This is a genomic window from Polyangium jinanense (assembly GCF_028435365.1).
Genome location: NZ_JAGTJJ010000019.1, coordinates 36,528 through 51,922 on the forward strand (window position 1 = coordinate 36,528; position 15,395 = coordinate 51,922).

Annotated in this window: 13 protein-coding genes; all 13 read right to left on the minus strand. The window is 69.3% G+C overall.

Annotated features, from left to right (window positions below; translation table 11 throughout):
* Positions 1-18: 18 nt before the first annotated feature.
* The 13 genes from KEG57_RS27190 to KEG57_RS27250 all read right to left on the minus strand — a co-directional run bounded on the left by KEG57_RS27190 (position 19) and on the right by KEG57_RS27250 (position 15,092).
* Positions 19-4,179: an AMP-binding protein gene (locus tag KEG57_RS27190; protein WP_272419214.1), complete on the minus strand. Its 4,161-nt coding sequence runs from the start codon at positions 4,177-4,179 to the stop codon at positions 19-21.
* Complete coding sequence (locus tag KEG57_RS27195) at positions 4,176-4,925, minus strand: lysophospholipid acyltransferase family protein (protein ID WP_272419212.1); 750 nt, start codon at positions 4,923-4,925, stop codon at positions 4,176-4,178. Before KEG57_RS27195 ends, KEG57_RS27190 begins: the two co-directional genes overlap by 4 nt.
* The gene (locus KEG57_RS27200) at positions 4,922-5,899 is read right to left on the minus strand and encodes a class I SAM-dependent methyltransferase (RefSeq protein ID WP_272419210.1); all 978 of its coding nucleotides are present in this window, start codon (positions 5,897-5,899) and stop codon (positions 4,922-4,924) included. Before KEG57_RS27200 ends, KEG57_RS27195 begins: the two co-directional genes overlap by 4 nt.
* 11 nt (positions 5,900-5,910) lie before the next feature.
* Entirely contained in the window at positions 5,911-6,573 is a 663-nt protein-coding gene (locus KEG57_RS27205; protein ID WP_272419208.1) for a hypothetical protein, read from the minus strand.
* Positions 6,557-9,112 (minus strand): PEP/pyruvate-binding domain-containing protein, encoded by a 2,556-nt coding sequence (locus tag KEG57_RS27210; protein ID WP_272419207.1) that lies wholly within the window; start codon positions 9,110-9,112, stop codon positions 6,557-6,559. Before KEG57_RS27210 ends, KEG57_RS27205 begins: the two co-directional genes overlap by 17 nt.
* Complete coding sequence (locus KEG57_RS27215; RefSeq protein WP_272419204.1) at positions 9,109-9,681, minus strand: CDP-archaeol synthase; 573 nt, start codon at positions 9,679-9,681, stop codon at positions 9,109-9,111. The genes KEG57_RS27210 and KEG57_RS27215 overlap by 4 nt, the downstream gene beginning before the upstream one ends.
* A gap of 13 nt (positions 9,682-9,694) precedes the next feature.
* Positions 9,695-10,675 (minus strand): fatty acid desaturase family protein, encoded by a 981-nt coding sequence (locus tag KEG57_RS27220; RefSeq protein ID WP_272419202.1) that lies wholly within the window; start codon positions 10,673-10,675, stop codon positions 9,695-9,697.
* A gap of 14 nt (positions 10,676-10,689) precedes the next feature.
* Positions 10,690-11,466: a hypothetical protein gene (locus KEG57_RS27225; protein WP_272419201.1), complete on the minus strand. Its 777-nt coding sequence runs from the start codon at positions 11,464-11,466 to the stop codon at positions 10,690-10,692.
* 59 nt (positions 11,467-11,525) lie between these two features.
* A complete protein-coding gene (gene greB, locus KEG57_RS27230; protein ID WP_272419199.1) occupies positions 11,526-11,999 on the minus strand; it encodes a transcription elongation factor GreB in 474 nt (157 codons plus the stop codon).
* Positions 12,000-12,142: 143 nt separating this feature from the next.
* On the minus strand, positions 12,143-13,105 hold the full coding sequence (locus KEG57_RS27235) for an AEC family transporter (RefSeq protein WP_272419197.1): 963 nt from the start codon (positions 13,103-13,105) through the stop codon (positions 12,143-12,145).
* Positions 13,075-14,256, minus strand: a complete 1,182-nt coding sequence (locus KEG57_RS27240) for a hypothetical protein (protein WP_272419195.1) — start codon at positions 14,254-14,256, stop codon at positions 13,075-13,077. Before KEG57_RS27240 ends, KEG57_RS27235 begins: the two co-directional genes overlap by 31 nt.
* A 121-nt stretch (positions 14,257-14,377) precedes the next feature.
* Complete coding sequence (locus tag KEG57_RS27245) at positions 14,378-14,560, minus strand: hypothetical protein (RefSeq protein WP_272419193.1); 183 nt, start codon at positions 14,558-14,560, stop codon at positions 14,378-14,380.
* A 124-nt stretch (positions 14,561-14,684) separates the two neighbouring features.
* Complete coding sequence (locus KEG57_RS27250) at positions 14,685-15,092, minus strand: RNA recognition motif domain-containing protein (protein WP_272419191.1); 408 nt, start codon at positions 15,090-15,092, stop codon at positions 14,685-14,687.
* Positions 15,093-15,395 lie beyond the last annotated feature (303 nt).

A 15,395-nucleotide genomic window follows, 5' to 3' on the forward strand; every position in this document is an offset into this window, starting at 1 on the left:
CCGCGCGGTCCCGGAAGCTCATTCTGTAGGCGCAAACCCTCGGATGAGCGTACGCCACGTCGAAAGCACGCGCCCGAGCCAGGGCAGATCGAACACCGGCGAGACCACGGTGTACGTGGTCAATCGATCCAGGAAGAACCACGCGAGCGAGGCGCCGAATGCAGCTCGTAATGCCTCGTCGTCGAGGCCCGGCGCGACCATCTCGGCGTGGACACGCACGAGGGCAAACGCCTCTTCGGCGGTCGTGTCCGGGGAAAGCGTCCAGCAAAGAAGCTCCGCGAGATCACGCGTCCCAGGGCCGAGCGCCGAGAGCTCCCAGTCGTAGAGGACGATCCCCGCGTCCGAGGGTCCTCGTCGTAATGCGAGGTTCCGCGGATTGACGTCATTGTGCAGCAGCGTCGCCGGCACCGCAGCGAGCGCATCGGCCCAACGGACGTCGTCGAGCAGACGCGCCGCCAGAGCTGCAACGTCCGCGTCGATGCGCGTTCGCGCGTGCCCGAAGAGCGCCTCCCAGAGCGGCACGAGCTCCGCCGCGACGGTCCCGGCGGCCCGCGCCCAGGGCACCACGGACAGCGCCGCGGCAGGGCCTTGCAAATCCGCATGCAATCGAGCGAGTCCCCGCACCGCGCGCCGCACCGCATCGAGCGGCCAGGGCTCGGCGACGGCGTCGAGCGCTTCCACCTGGTCGCCTTCGCGCAATCGTTCGAGGATGAGCGGAGCGTCGATCGCGTCGTCGTGCGGGGAAAAACAGCGAGGCCGCACGCGCGCGAGCTCCGCATGGTCGAGGCCATAGAGTGCACGTTCGCGTGTATGGGCAGATGCGACGTCGAGCCAATGGCCGTGCATTTCCAGCGCGGCGGCGAGCGTGGGGCTCGAAGCGCGCGCCACGTCGGTGCAAAGGGCGCGGAGCTCGTCACCGCGGGCCGACGCTTTGAGCACGACGTCGAGCTCGCGGCCATCGTCGAGCATCAACATCGCGGGGTAAACGCCGACGGGGCGATCGCAAAAACCACAAGCGAGGCGGCTCAACAGACCGCTGCCCGTGATCGCGGGCATCACGCGGGCCGAGGTGACCTCGCGCGATACGCCGTCGACGACGACCCGCCGAGGTGCCTCCGGAAGCGCGCGGGACGCCGCGGTCGCGCGCGCGCGGCGCCGGGGCGGGAGCGGAAGCGCGGAGGCCGCTTGCCACGCGGCGACGCGATCATCGAGGAAAGCGGGATCGACGGGCTCGGTCCCGCGATAGGCGGGTGCGATCGATATCACGGCGCGCCGCGCTCGCTCGTACGTTCGCAATGTGCCGGCGCGGAAAAACGGCCACAGCCCTCGCAATCGCCCCCGGCGATGAAGGCCTATTCCTTCGACGCGGGCGAGCCATGCTTCCCACGGAATCAACGCGACATCATACCCCGCGAGCGCCAGCCACGCGACCACCTCCCGGAGCGAGCGTGACTCGTCCCCCACGTGGACGAGCAGAGGCCCCGCATCGACGAGATCCGCGAGGACCCGGGCGAGGTGGTCCCGTGGGCAAACCGAAAACGGCAAATCGAGGTCCGGGGCCGCGCCCGCCTCGATGCACGCGCGGAGCAAAATGGCCACCACGTCGTCCACGCTCGCCTCGCCGTCCTTCCCGCCGAGCACGAGCGAAGGCCGCACGATCGTGGCCGAGAGCCCCTCCTTTCGCGCTCGATCCACGAGGAGCTCGGCCACGGCCTTCGAGGATGCATACCCGAGCGGCAACCGCGGGAGCCGCGCGCGAAGGGCCGAGGGCGGCTCGTCGTCGCCGAGCACGGCCCCCGGCGCGGCCGCGCCGTCGTGACACACGATCTGCGAGGATACATGGACGAGCCGCGCCCCCGCGGCGGCGCAAAGGGCGATCACCTCGGCCGTCCCGCAGGCATTCGTGGGCGCGAGCGACGAATACGGCAAGACCCAATTCACGGCCCCCGCCACGTGCACGACCACGTCGAGCTCTCGGGCGAGCGCACGATGACGCTCCTCCCCGAGCCCGAGGTTCGGCAGGCAGACGTCCCCGGCCAAACCCCGAGCGCCGTCCGCGCCCCTCGCCAGCACGAGCACTCGTTTGTCACGACGCACGAGCTCGGCGACGACGGCGCGCCCGACGAACCCCGTCCCGCCGGTGACGAGAATCACGCCGCCGCCCGATCGACGTGGTTTCGGGCGCGGCAGGGGGTGCTCCAGATCCTTTATCCAGGGCGCATCGAGCGCTATCGTTCCCTCGACGAGGGCGCGCAGGGACGGCGCGCCGCCCCACACGTCGAGCGAAATCGTGCGACCGAGCAGATCCCCGAGCACGGCCGCGGCGTCTGCGGCCTTCAGCGAATCGAGCGGCAACCGCGCGGGCGGCTCGTCGATGTCGATTTCGTCGAGCGAAAGGCCCGTGACCCTCGCAAGCATGAGATGCGCCGCGCGCAGCCGACTCCCCTCCCCTGGCGACCCCTCCAGCGCCGGCGGCGGACGAACGGGCATTTCGATTTCACCAGCGCGCAACATGGCCTCGGTCGCCCGTCGCTGGAGCTTGCCCGAAGACGTCTTCGGCAACGTGTGTTTCGGGACGAGCGCGACATCCACGAAGATCCCGTGCTCGAACGCCACGGCGCGATGAACGGCGGCCCTCACCGCGGCGCGGCCGGCGTCGTCGAGCCGACCGTCGACCTCGCAAACCACGACGGGCCGCGGCTCCCCTCCCCCCGCGACATCCTCGAGCAACACGGCGCAGACGCATCCCCGCCGAATCGCCGGATGCGCGCCCTCGGCCGCACGCTCGACGTCGTGCGCGTGATGATTCTCGCCGCGGACGATGAGCACGTCCTTTTGCCGGCCCACGAGGAAGAGTTTGTCCGCGCGTCGATATCCGAGATCCCCCGTCCGCAAAAAGGTCTGCTCCGACCCCGCGAGCGTCGCGCCAAACACCCCACGTGTCGCCTCTTCGTCGCCCCAGTACCCATCGGCGACGCTCCCGCTCTGGAGCCAGATCTCCCCGATACGCCCGTCCGGGAGCGGCCGCTGCGTCTCCAGATCCACCACCCGCACCGTGACGAGCGGCGGGATTTCTCCCACGCAAACGACGTCGATCGCGCGCTCGCCGCCCGCCTCCTCGGCTTCGCCACGCGCAAGGGCAGCGGCCGACAGGCGCTCCACGGTGTACGGCGCGTGCGTGCGGCACGAAGCGAGCACGGTATGCTCGGCGAGCCCGTAACAGGGAAACCACGCAGCCGCGGAGAAACGCGACGGCGCGAACGCCTCGGCGAACGCCGCGAGCGTGCTCGCGCGAATGGGCTCGGCGCCGCAATACGCCTGGGCCCAGCAGGAGAGATCGAGCTTTTCGCGCGCGGCCGGATCGATTTTTCGCATGCATAGATCATAGGCAAAGTTCGGCCCGCCGCTCCGCATCGCCCCGAAGCGCTCGATGGCCCGAAGCCACCGCAGCGGTCGTTCCAGAAAAACCCACGGCGGCATCAACCAAGCCGGCCAGCCGCCGTCGAGCGGGAGCAAGATTCCCTCGATGAGCCCCATGTCGTGAAATTGAGGGAGCCAGCTCACGGAGGCGCGCGGAATCATGGGCGCGACGCCATGAATGACGTGCAGGTTGTGCGAGAGGTTGCTCCGCAGAATACGCACGCCCTTCGGCGCAGCCGTCGATCCCGAGGTGTATTGGAGAAACGCGAGGCCATCCTCGCGCGGCTCCTCGACGCGGCGGCCCGCGCGTGGGACCTCGGTCACGTCGATCCAGGGCAAACACGCGAGCGCGGGCACGGTCTCGTCGAGGATCGGGCGATACGGCAAAATCACGGCCGTCGTGAGCACGCCCGCGGGCGCTGCATTCGCGACGAGATGGCCAAGCCGCGCGAGGCTGCGCGCCGGCTTGTGTGGATCGGGCGGGATCGCGGGCACCGCGACCCTCCCCGCGCGAAGGCAAGCGAGGAAAGCGACCACGAAATCGAGCCCCGGCGGGAAAAGCAGGAGCACCCGCGCGTCCTCGGGAAAACGCTCGACCAACGCAGCGGCCACGTCGTCGACGCGCGCATCGAGCGCGCCCAACGAGAGCGAGGCCGAGACAACCTCGCCGTCGTCGAGAAACCCGAGCGCGTGCTCGTCCCCCCGCGCCTCGGCGCGCCGGCGCAATTTCAGGGGCAGGAACGTGAGCTCGCCGGTCACGCCGCTGCTCGCTGGTTTGGCGCGGCAAGCTCGGCCTCGAAGGCCTGGAAGATGCCACGCACGTGGTCGGCGTGCTCGCGGGCGGTCTCGGGCCGCCAGCCGCTCGTGTCGATCTCGGGCAAGACGTGCACGATGACCTTCGTCCGCGTCATGACCCAGCTTTTTCCGGGATTCTCGGCCCGCGGAATCTCGAGGTACACCGGCACCATCGGCGCCCCGAGGGCCGCCGCCAGGTGAAACGCGCCCTTGTTGAAAGGCCCGACGCCGCCCGAAATCACGCGTGTCCCTTCCGGGCTCAAATACACGGCGTCGCCCGTCTTTCGGAGCACCTTGCACGCGGCCGCGAAGAGCTTGCGTCGTTTTTCGGTGTACGTCTGCGGCACCGTGAAAAACGTGCCGACACACACCGCCACGAGCGCGCCCGGCGGAAACACCCACGCGCCGCGCTTCATGAAGAATCGCGCTCGCGGCAGGCGTAGCGAGAGGAGCACGAAGAGGTCGATCGACGAGGTGTGGTTCGAGACGTACACCACGCGGCGCTCCGGGAGCGGAAGCACGGGAGCACGCACCTCGACGGAGACGCCGGAGAGGCGAAGCACGACGGAAGCGGCCCAGGCCCCGAGCCCTTCGGCCACGGCGCGCCGGCCGAGGAGGAGACGCACGAGGACGAAAAGCGGCGAGAGCGCCGTGACGAAGACAATGGTCAAAAGGAGGGCGACGAGGCCCCGAATACGCTTCAGGCTCACGGCGAAGCCCCCGACGCCGGCCGTTCGAGGACGATCGTCTGCATGGCCAGGTTGAGCTGTTTCTCGAAGAGCAAGACCGGGGAGAGCGCGAGTTGTCCCGCGAAATACGGGCCGATCGCCTTGCCCACGTCGAGCCCCTTGCCACGCAGCACGTGGAACGCCGTGCCCGCGAAGAGATAAAAATAGGCCGGGAAGGCGCCCCAGGGCACGTGGTCAACGATCGAAAGGCCGCTCTTTTCGCACATCGCCCGGAGCGTTTGCCAATCGAAGAGCACCGTGTGTTGCGGCGCCTGGAGCCCTGGCCAGCGATCCTTGAAGAGCCGGAAGCTCACCGAATCGAGGCGCGGCACCTCGATCACGACACGTCCCCCGGGCGCGAGCAGGCTGCGCGCGCGCGTGAGCGTCTGCAGCGGCTCGTAATCGTGCTCGAGGAAATGCCACATCGTGATCAGATCGAAGCGCGCGTCGCCGAAGTCGATGTCGGAGAAGACGCCGAGACGAAAATCGACGCCTTCGAGCAGCGGATTGTCCCGGAGATCCTTGAAATCCACGCCGGTCACGACGGCGCCGTGCTTCCGGCGGAGCATCTGCAGGAAGCTGCCCACGGCGCAGCCGATGTCGAGCACGCGCATGCCACGCCGCAGGGAGACGTACCGACCACAAAGCTCGACCTTGCGGCGATCGTGGCCGTTCATGCCCCATTCATAAAGAGGCGTGAACACGCCCCAATCTTTCTTTTTGCGGTGGGCGATGTACTCGGAGTCGTAATAGGCGCCGATGTCGTCCTGGAGGATGCGCGGCCGCTGATAGGCGAGGTCACACGAGCAGCAGCGCACGAAGCGGAACCGGCCGGGTTTACCGGTGAGGTCGTCCTCGGCTTCGATCAGGAAATCGGCGTCGCGCCCGCCGCAGCCTGGGCAGGCATTGTCTTCCATGCGGTGCTTCGTCTCCGGGAGCGTGGCCTCGATCGTCATCGTCGTGTCCTTCAGGGGAAAATGCGGTCGTGAAGCAGCCAGACGGCGAGTCCGGCGCAGAGGCAAACAAGGTCGACGAGGGCAAGCGCGAGCGCGAAAGGCGAGCGGCGCGCCTCCGCGTCGTGCAGGAGCTCGTAGGAGCCAACCACGCCGTAAAGCGCCAGAGCGCGGCCGAGAACCACGCGCGGAGGCATGGCGGGGAACGCGAGCGCAATCGCGAGCGCGGGCACCTTGAGCAGAATCACGTGGGCGAAGACCACACGCAGGTGGGGCCACACCGAGCGCGCTTCATAGACGCCCGCCGCAGCGGCAAAGGTGGCGCCTGCGAGAGGAGCGTACTCACCGCCGAGCACGAGGGTGGGGACGCAGGAGGCGACGAGGCCGACATACGCGAGGCTCCGAGGCCCTTTCGAAGAAGGGAGGCGGCAGAGCACACGCATGGGGTAGTGACGGCGATCGTGCGCGAGGTCCTCGACGTCGTCCCACAACCGAAGCGCGACGATGCACACGAACGCCACCAGGCCGCGGACGAGCATGTTCCTTGCGCCGCCCGCGAGCGTGATCAGGAGCGCAAGAGGCACGAGCAGATACCACGACGCGAGCACGCGCTCGCAGAACCAGTCCCAGGCCCACGGGCCCACGTCGAGCCGCTCGTGTTCAGGGGAATCGGACATGTCCCGTGTCTCCATCGACGACGATGTCGCGCCCGTGGGAGATCCGCGTGGTCGCCTCGGGGACACCGACGACCGAAGGAATGCCGAGCTCCCGCGCGAGGATCGAACCATGCGAGAGCATGCCGCCACGCTCGAGGACGAGGCCCTTTACCAGGAAAAACAGCGGTGCCCAGCCGGGATCCGTTTGTCGCGCGACGAGCACGTCGCCGGGCGCGAGCCTCGCCGCATCCGCGAGGCCTCCGAGCACCGCGGCGCGCCCCGAGACGCGGCCACCGCTCGCCGGGACGCCGCGCAGAACGCCGTCGTCGGTCGAGAGATCGGGCGCGGGTGCGGCAGACGTTTCGAGCGCGGAAGGCGCGACGAACGTGCCCGCGGCGAGGGTGAAGACGTCGGGTAGATCGAGCGCGGAGAGCGCGGCATGTTCGTCGCGGCGCGTCGCGACGAGCACACGCACATCGCTCGGGGAAGCGCGGTCCGCCGCGAGATCCGCGAGCTCGTCGAACCGAAAGAAAAATACGTCGTCGACGGCGTCCGTGATGCCTGCCGCGACAAGCCGCCGGCCGAGGGCGAGCGCGACGCCGCGCAGGCGCGTATACAGCAAGGCCTGCCGAAATCGCGCGCGCTCGCGGAGCTGCACGGAGGTCTGCGTCGCGAGCACGAGCGCGTCGAAGAGCGGTCGCAAGGCGCGACGAGGTCCCGTGAGCCGCGCGCGAAGCCGCGCTGTCTCGCGCTCCCGCTCGGCCCGCTGGCGCTCGAAGGCACGCGCGGGGCTCTCGATGCTTGGATCTCCAACGGCTTCCACGTACCGCGAGAGCAGCAGCAAGAGGCGGTCGGGCTCCTCCGCGAGCGAGGGCTCGGTGAGCAAGAGCTCGCCCGATCCGCGAAAGCCGAACCGATCGAGCCATTCATCGACACGCGCGCCGAGCTCCGGATCGAGCGCACCGCGAAACACGGCAAACCTCCCGCCACACGTGGCGAGCGCCTCCCGCGCAGGTGCATCCGCGTGCACCACGACCGCAAGCTCCCAGAGCGAACGCAGCGACCACGCGCCGGCGACGTCGAGCCCCTTCAGAAGCGCATGATGCCGCGCCGCAGGATCGTCCGTGCCATGCACGCTCGCGCCCGCGTCGTCGCGATCGATCACGCGAAGCAGCGCTTGCAGCGCCCGGTACGTGACGGCGGCCGCGCAATCGGCGAGCGAGGCGTCGACCCAGCGCCGCAGCCGCACGTCGAGGATCGCTTCGAGTCCTTCGGCAAGCGCGCGCTCCGGCATCGTCGCGACCTCGCGCGGATGAAAACGCGACGCGACGTCGTCGACCGCACGTTCGAAGCGGGCCACGCGCGCCGGCAGATCACGATACGCGCGCGCCACGTGCGTGATCACGCGGCCGAGCGCCGTGATCTCGTCGGTCACGCGCCGCCCCTCGGGCGAGGAAGCGCCTGCACCGACGAAGACGTCGAAGCTGTCCACGAACCAGTCGCCGAACGGCATGAGCCGGAGGACCGCGTGGATGTGCGAGAGGTTGTAGTAGAGCCGCGCGCCGAGCGCGTCGACGATGCCCCGGAACGCCTCGTCGTGGGCCGCGATGCGCGCGTCCTCGATGCCGAACTCGCGTGCCAGGTTGCGGAAGTACGCGTCGTACCCCGCGCGGGCGAATGAGACGACCAGCGGCGTCACCGGCGCCGGGAAGTTCTCGCTGATGTTCGCGTTCGACCAGAGGAACGTGCGCCGATCCGTGACGGGCCGCGCCTGCACGATCCAGAGCGCGCCCTCGGGATCGACGGCCCACTCGACATCGAGCGAGAGGCCTCGCCGCCGTTCGAGCGTGGTCGCGTGTTTCACGAGCTCACGCGCGGCATCGTTCGTCAGCGGAAACGGGCTCCCGTCCTCCGGCAAACGCTCCACGTGCGCGATGCGCCGCGTGCCTTCCGAAGCACGGCGATCCAGGCGGAAAGCGCCCGGCGTGATCGCGCCGTCGACGAGCGCTTGCCCGTGCCCGCGGCACCATTCGCCACGAAGCATGACGCCGTCGGTGAAAAGAACGCCGGCCGCCGCGCTGGGAACGAGCCGCTGTACGACGACGGCGACGCCCTGCAAACGCACCTTGCGGGCCTCCTCGTACGCGCGCACGCGAAGCGCCGCGCGCGAGGCCACAGAGCGCCGTACAGCCGCGACGAGCGCCGCAGAATCCGCGCCGTCGACCGGAAAGATCGATTCGAGAAGCCCCGCAAAAGCCGCGGTCGTCCCGTCCTCGCCGACGGCCGAGCTCCGCACGATCAGCGGGCCACCGCCGAGCCTCCGGCGCACCTCGTCGAGCGCCTCCACGCAGCGCGCAGGCACGGGTTTGCCCTCGTCCGTCAGCGCCGCGGAGAACGCGGTCGTCAGGATCACGCCTTCGGGCACTGGTGCCCCCACGGCGCGGAGCTCCTGCAGCGATCGCCCCTTCCCGCCGACGAGCGCGACGTCGTCGACGCCGTCGAACCCACGCACGAACGGCCGTCTCCGCAGCATCCCCTCGATCCCCCCGCGCCCCTTCATCCTGCCCTCTTCTTCACGCCCAGCACCCACAAAAGGGCACTGAAAAGCCCGTGGATCGGCGGCCCGATCAGGAGGCAGTAAAACGCCGTCCTCCAGGATAGTTCGACCACCAACGATGCGCCGACGAGCGCGCCCACGACCGAGTCCAGCCGATCCGCCACGGCCGAGATCACGCGTCCCACGCGATGCTTCGGCGGCGCGCCGGGCTCGACGTCGAGCTGACGTTTGACGAACGAATTCGGCAGCTCCCCGAGCATCAACCCGAGCGCCGAGACCGCACCGAGCAGAAAAAGCCCGGACAACGAAAGAGGCCACACGGCGAGGCCGAGGCGCGGAGCCGCGGTCCCGAGGCCGGCCATGGCGAGCGCGGTCGCGGGCACGATGACCACGAAGCCACGCGTGGTCTTGTTGTCGCCGAAGATGCGTCGCCCCCGGAACGTGCATCCGCCGTCGAGCGGACGCGTGAAACGTTTCGAGAGCGGGTGCGCGAACCACGCGGACTGGCAGGCGCCGCCGAGGACGAAGCTCCCGACGAGGAGCCCGGCACAAGCGAGCGGAGAGAGCGCCACGGGTTCCACGGGTCTAGATCGAGAGGCCGGAGGTGCTCCGGTTCTTGAAGAGAAAAACCTCGGCCGGGACGGCCTTGGCCGCGCGAATCCAGGCCCACGCGGGCGCCTCGTTCGGCGGCGTCCACGGGATGTTCCGAAGGCGCGGGCCCGGCACGAAAGGAAAGACGTGGTGCAATTCGTGCGCGTCGAATCCCGTCAGCACGAACGTCGAGAGGAACCACGAAAACCGCAGCGAACGCGTATACGGCGCCTGCTCGGGCGCGGGAATCGGCGCGACGTCGGCGCCGTGGGAGAGTTCGAGCGGGATGTGCGTGTGCTGGCTCAACATGATGACGTCCATCCACGCGAACCCGAGAAAGAGGCCGAGCCCGAAGAGCCGTAGCATCGCCAGAGGTCCAACGAACACGAAAGCCGCGGCATACAGCGCGAGCAAGGCGATCGCATTGACGACGAAGGCGCGGCGGGCGCGTGCATCGGGGAAGAGCCGGAAGAGGCGCGGCAGGTGCCAGAAGCTCTGTGCCCGGTAGAGGAACGAAAACAGCGGGATCCAGGCTCGCCAGGCGATGTTGATGGCGGCGCGCTCGAAGGCGCCGAGCGGGCGCGGGACGAGCGAGGATGTCGTGGGATCCTTGTCCTGAAAGCCGGTCCATTTGTGGTGCATGCGATGGATGGCTTTCCAGCTCGTATACGGGAGCACCGAGATCACCGAGGCGAGGTGGCCGGCGAGGGTATTCAGGCCCCGCGTCGCGAAAAGCGTGTGGTGCCCGGCCTCATGCAGCAGGGAGAACCATTTCACGAAGGAGATCGCGAACACGATCTGTCCGCCGAACCACGCGGCCCACGACGAACGCGAGGACAACCAGATCCCGGCAGCCGTGAGAAATACCGCGACGAACGTATGCAGGGCGCCCTCGGCGTCCCGCGGCCGGAGGATCGTCACGGCCGCGTCGCGCGGAGACGGGGGGCGGGCGGAAGGATCGCTTCGGGGAGCCATACCGAAATCATTCGTCAGAACTGGCCGACGAGCGACAAACCCTTTGTATCGCTGTCGATCATCGGCACGACCCCGAACGAATGGATCAGGCTCGTGCTCTTGTCCTTCGATTTCGGAGCCTCCTCGTAGCTCAGCGCGACCGTATCGACGATCGGCCAGCCCACGATCGTGATGAGCCCCGCCGCAATGAGCATCTCGGTCGATCCGGTCTCGAATGCGAGCGCCATGCCCGCGAGCGGCAGGGTCGCGTTGAGCCCGAGGCTCAGGAAACCACGCCCCACGTTCCCGTGCGCCCAGTGCACGATCGGCGAGGTCAAGCAATGCCCGAGGACGCCGGCGACCATGAGAAACTCGAGGTCGTTGTCGAAGGTGCTGAACGCGAAGAGCGCGTGCGAGGGAATGACCCCGATCAGCGATTGCCAGCCGTACCACGTCCGCGCGTCCGTCTCCTTCGACGGCCGATCCTCTTCGAGCCTCCAGCCAGGATAAAGCCCATAGGCCGGCGGAGGCGGACGCCACATCCACGGAGGAGGCGCGGCGCCCGGAGGCGCTGGCGGCGGCGCGGCGAGAGGTGGAGGCGCGGAAATGGAATCGGGCGCGGGCGCAGGCGTGGCGGGCGCGGGCGCAGCGGCGGGTGCGGACGCTGCATCAGGAGCAGCAGCCGGCGTGGCCGGGGACGCTGGCGGGGGGCTCGACGCGGGCGGCGGCAGCGGAGGCGCCGCGAGCGCGGCAGAAGCGCCTACAGCGACGAACGCGAGGGAAGCAAGAGACAAGAAGGCACGCGGCGGCATCGATGGCTCCGGTCCGTCGGGCAGAACGCTACGACGGAAAACGCGGACATCGTATCACCTCACGTGTACTTGACGCTCACGATCTCCATCTCGATGTCGCCCGCCGGACGACGCACCGTCACCACATCGCCCGGCCTCTTGCCGAGCAGCGCCCGGCCCACCGGCGACTTCCAGCTGATGTGCCCAGTTTTGCTGTCGATCTCGTCCTCGCCGATGATCCGATAGGTGTGCCGCTTGCCGTCCTCGTCCTCGACCTCGACGGCCGCGCCGAAGAAGACCTTGTCCCCCTTCTGCTCCTTCGGATCCACGACGACCGCGCTCTCGAGCCGTTTGGTCAGGTAATGCATGCGGCGGTCGATCTCGCGCAGCTTCTTCTTGCCGTAGATGTACTCGGCGTTCTCGCTCCGATCGCCCTGCGCGGCCGCGTCCGCGACCTCCTGGACGATCCGCGGTCGGTCCACCGAGCGGAGCCGGCCGAGCTCCTCCGAGAGCCGACGCGCCCCCTCGGGCGTGATGTAGTTCGGGTTCGGCACGGCCGCGACCTTAGCAGGCTCGGAGGGTGTTCCACAGGCGTAGCGAGCGGCTCGAGGCTAGGGAGGCCGAGCGAGGCGTACACTGTACGTCGAGCGAGGCCGACCGACGCATCGAGCCGCGCAGCAGCCTGTGGAGCACCCTCTCAGGGCCGCGTGGCGTCGATGATCCAGGCGACCAGAGGCAAGGTCGCCATCGAGGCGAGCGACGCCAGAGTGCAAACCGCCGCCGCAAGCGGACGATCACACCCCGTGAGCGCGACGATGATCACGCTGGCGAGCGCCGAGGGCATCGCCGACTGCAGCACGGCAACCGTGGCGAGCGGCTCGGACACCGAGAAGACGCGGACGCAGAGGAGCGCCACGGCCGGCGCGAAGAGGAGTTTGACCGCGCAGATCGCGATGGCCGGCGCGACGCGGCCCGAGAGAGCGCGCACGTCGAGCGAGAGGCCGAGCGAGAGGAACACGAGGTACGTCGTGGTGCGCCCGAGCCCTTCGAGCGTGGTGAGCAAGAACGGCGGGATCGGCAGGTGAAGCGCGTGCACGAGCGCGCCGAGCGGGACGGCAAGGACCAGCGGCTTCTTGAAGATGCGGAGCGCGGCTTTCGCGTCGAAGCTCGCGCCGCGGCCGAAGCGCTCGGCGTACGCCTGGCCCAGGGTCCAGAGCAGGATCGTCGTGATGACGAGGTCGATCATCATCGCCGCCGAGCTCGCGTCCGCGTCGCCCGGGAACAACGTGAGCAGGAGCGGCAAACCGAGGAAACCCGTGTTGCTGAAGGACGCGACGATCCCCGCGCTGCCGATCGCGCGCGCATCGAGGCCGAAGCCCCGCGCCACGGCAGCACCCACGCCGAGCGAGGCGAGGAGCGCGATCGCCGACCACGGCAGCACGCGCGCCGCGCCCCACGCCATGCCGTCCCGCGCGAGCACGGCGAAGAGCAGCGCGGGCATCGTGACGTCGACGACGAGCCCATTGAGCACGTCAGCCTCGCGCGCGCCGAGGCCCCGCACGCGCGCGAGCACGAAGCCCAGCGCGAGCACCAGCGAGAGCCCCCCGAGGAGCGGACCGAGCGCTTGTGTCATCGCGCCGCGGGCGAGACCTTTCCGCATTCGGCCACGAAATCACGCGCCGCCGCCTCGATCGGGCGCGTCGCGCCCTTTGCGTCCTTCCGCGGGTCCCACCCCGTGAGCTTCGCGAGCGCCTCCATCGCGGCTTCCTGCTTCCGCTCCCAGGCGTCCGAGGAAGGCCCCTCGGGACGAGGCGTGTCGAGCAGTCCGAGGATCGACGGCACGAGCGATCGTGCCCCGGCGCGGCCGGCGAGCTCCAGATGAGCAGCACGCACCCACCACGCGTCCTGCGCCGGGGACTCGACCATCGCCGCGAGGAAGCGCTCCTCGAAGAGCTCGAGCTCGTCGCCCGATGCCGGGCCGTCCTGCCACGGAAGTTTGTCGACGATCTGCCGGATCTCCGCGTCGGCACGCAGGAGCGGCAGGTACTGGCCCTGGCCGTCGCTGTCGATCGCGTCCGAGTATTTTTTCTCGATCGATCGCCCCGCGGCATCCTCGATACGCACGAGCGCGTGCATGGTCGACGACGAGCCGAACGCCGCGTACCCGGTGAGCCCCGACTTCGGCAGGACCTCGCGCAGCGTCGTCCGGAGCGCCGCGCGTACGAAAGGCATTCTCGCGTGCACCGCGTCGGTCGGGACCTTTGCGCGCACGACCTGGAACGGAGGCGTCTTCGGGTTGCTCATGAACGGCGACGGCTCACGGATCCCGATCACGTCGTACGACGCGGCCGCGGGATCCGAACGGGAGATCTGCACGATCTCGAGCTGGTTGCCGTGCCCGGCGCCTCGCTCGTAGACGAGCTTCGCAATGGGCTGATCGAGCCCGTCACATCCGAACGAGACGTCGAGCGTGCTGCCCGGCCGCGTGGGCTTGAACTGCGCCCGCATCTCCGCGGCGACCGAGCTCTCGGCCGCCTTGTCGCTTGCGCGGCACGGGAGCGGCGTAGGCTCTGTCGCGGGCTTCGGCGTCGCCGAGAGCGCCGGAAACGGCCCACCCTTCGCGCATCGGTTCGGCTGCTGCGATTCGGGTGCCTTCGGGATCGCGTCCCCGGCTTCGCCCGCGCCTTTCGTCGCCTTCTCCGCAGAACCCGCCGTCGTGGTCACGGGGTTCGCCCCGCCGGCGCCCGGCGCGCCGCCGCACGCCGCGACTCCGAGGACGAGCACGACTCCCACGTGTCTCACGTTCCGCATGGGAGGGTGCGTATCACGACGCTCCGCTCCCGCACAAATGGGAGGTCGAGCTTCGGGTGCAGGCGAGCGCGCGGAGGGCGCGCGAGAGGCGCAGAAGAGCGGGTGATTCGCGTTCGCGAGCTCAGTCCACCGGAGGCGGCTGGGGCCCCGGGACGATGCCGGCGATGTCCGGATCTTCACCCGGCGCGTGCGTATCGCGCGTGTCCTTTTCCTTGCGACGCTCGAGTTTGTTCGCGGTCTTCTCGCGCTGCTTTTCCTGACGCGCGCGTTCCTTCTGGCGCTTCAGCGCTCCCTGCCTCTGCATGCGGCTTTGCCTTTCGCTTGGGGTTCTGCGCGTCCCGAAGGACGTGGGGGATGTAAAGACGCATCGGCGCGGCGGTGCCTTCTGGCAACCGCCGCGCCGCTCGTGGCCGATCGGCCGTTACCGATCAGTAACGATCGCGCCCGCCGCCGCCACGACCGCCGCGGCCACCGCCGCCGCCGCCGTAGCCGCCGCGGCCACCGCCGCCGCCGCCGCCGCCGAAGCCGCCACCGCCGCCGCCGCCGAAGCCACGGCCGCCGCCGCCGCCGCCGCCACCCTCACGCGGGGGACGCTCCTGGGCCTCGTTGACCTTGAGCGTACGGCCGTCGAGCATCACCCCGTTGAGCTGCGAGATCGCGTTCGTCGCCGCGCTCGCCGAACCCATCGTGACGAACGCGAAGCCGCGCGGCTGACCGGTCTCACGGTCGGTCGGCATCGCAATCTCGCGAACCTCACCGGCAGCCGAGAACGCCTGCTCGAGGGTCTCGCGGGTGGTGCTGTAGGAGAGGTTGCCTACGTAGAGACGATTTCCCATGACATGATGCTTTCACGGCTTCCTTCGCGCGCTGCGCGCCATCTCTGCCGACCATTCGACGAAGCCGTAGCGATCGAACGGGGACGTGCCGCGCGGGTCAGTCCGCGCCAGCACACGCTGCGTCTGCCAGTCGTTCGAGGCGAGCCCGTCCCCCTCCGAGTGGAGGGAGGAAAGAAAGCGTCGTGTCGAGGGCCAGTGACGTTCGTGAGGCACCTACCGTACCCCGACGCGGAGGCGGTCGCAAGCCTGTCGCCGCCTTTTCTCGGGGACGCTGGAGGCCCCGTGCGGACGGAGATCGCAGAA

Bases quoted from the DNA above. Each gene is read 5' to 3' on its own strand.
- KEG57_RS27200 (WP_272419210.1), bottom strand. From the start codon at position 5,899: ATGACGATCGAGGCCACGCTCCCGGAGACGAAGCACCGCATGGAAGAC.
- KEG57_RS27205 (WP_272419208.1), bottom strand. From the start codon at position 6,573: ATGTCCGATTCCCCTGAACACGAGCGGCTCGACGTGGGCCCGTGGGCC.
- KEG57_RS27210 (WP_272419207.1), bottom strand. From the start codon at position 9,112: ATGAAGGGGCGCGGGGGGATCGAGGGGATGCTGCGGAGACGGCCGTTC.
- KEG57_RS27220 (WP_272419202.1), bottom strand. From the start codon at position 10,675: ATGGCTCCCCGAAGCGATCCTTCCGCCCGCCCCCCGTCTCCGCGCGAC.
- KEG57_RS27225 (WP_272419201.1), bottom strand. From the start codon at position 11,466: ATGCCGCCGCGTGCCTTCTTGTCTCTTGCTTCCCTCGCGTTCGTCGCT.
- KEG57_RS27235 (WP_272419197.1), bottom strand. From the start codon at position 13,105: ATGCGGAAAGGTCTCGCCCGCGGCGCGATGACACAAGCGCTCGGTCCG.
- KEG57_RS27240 (WP_272419195.1), bottom strand. From the start codon at position 14,256: ATGCGGAACGTGAGACACGTGGGAGTCGTGCTCGTCCTCGGAGTCGCG.
- KEG57_RS27245 (WP_272419193.1), bottom strand. From the start codon at position 14,560: ATGCAGAGGCAGGGAGCGCTGAAGCGCCAGAAGGAACGCGCGCGTCAG.
- KEG57_RS27250 (WP_272419191.1), bottom strand. From the start codon at position 15,092: ATGGGAAATCGTCTCTACGTAGGCAACCTCTCCTACAGCACCACCCGC.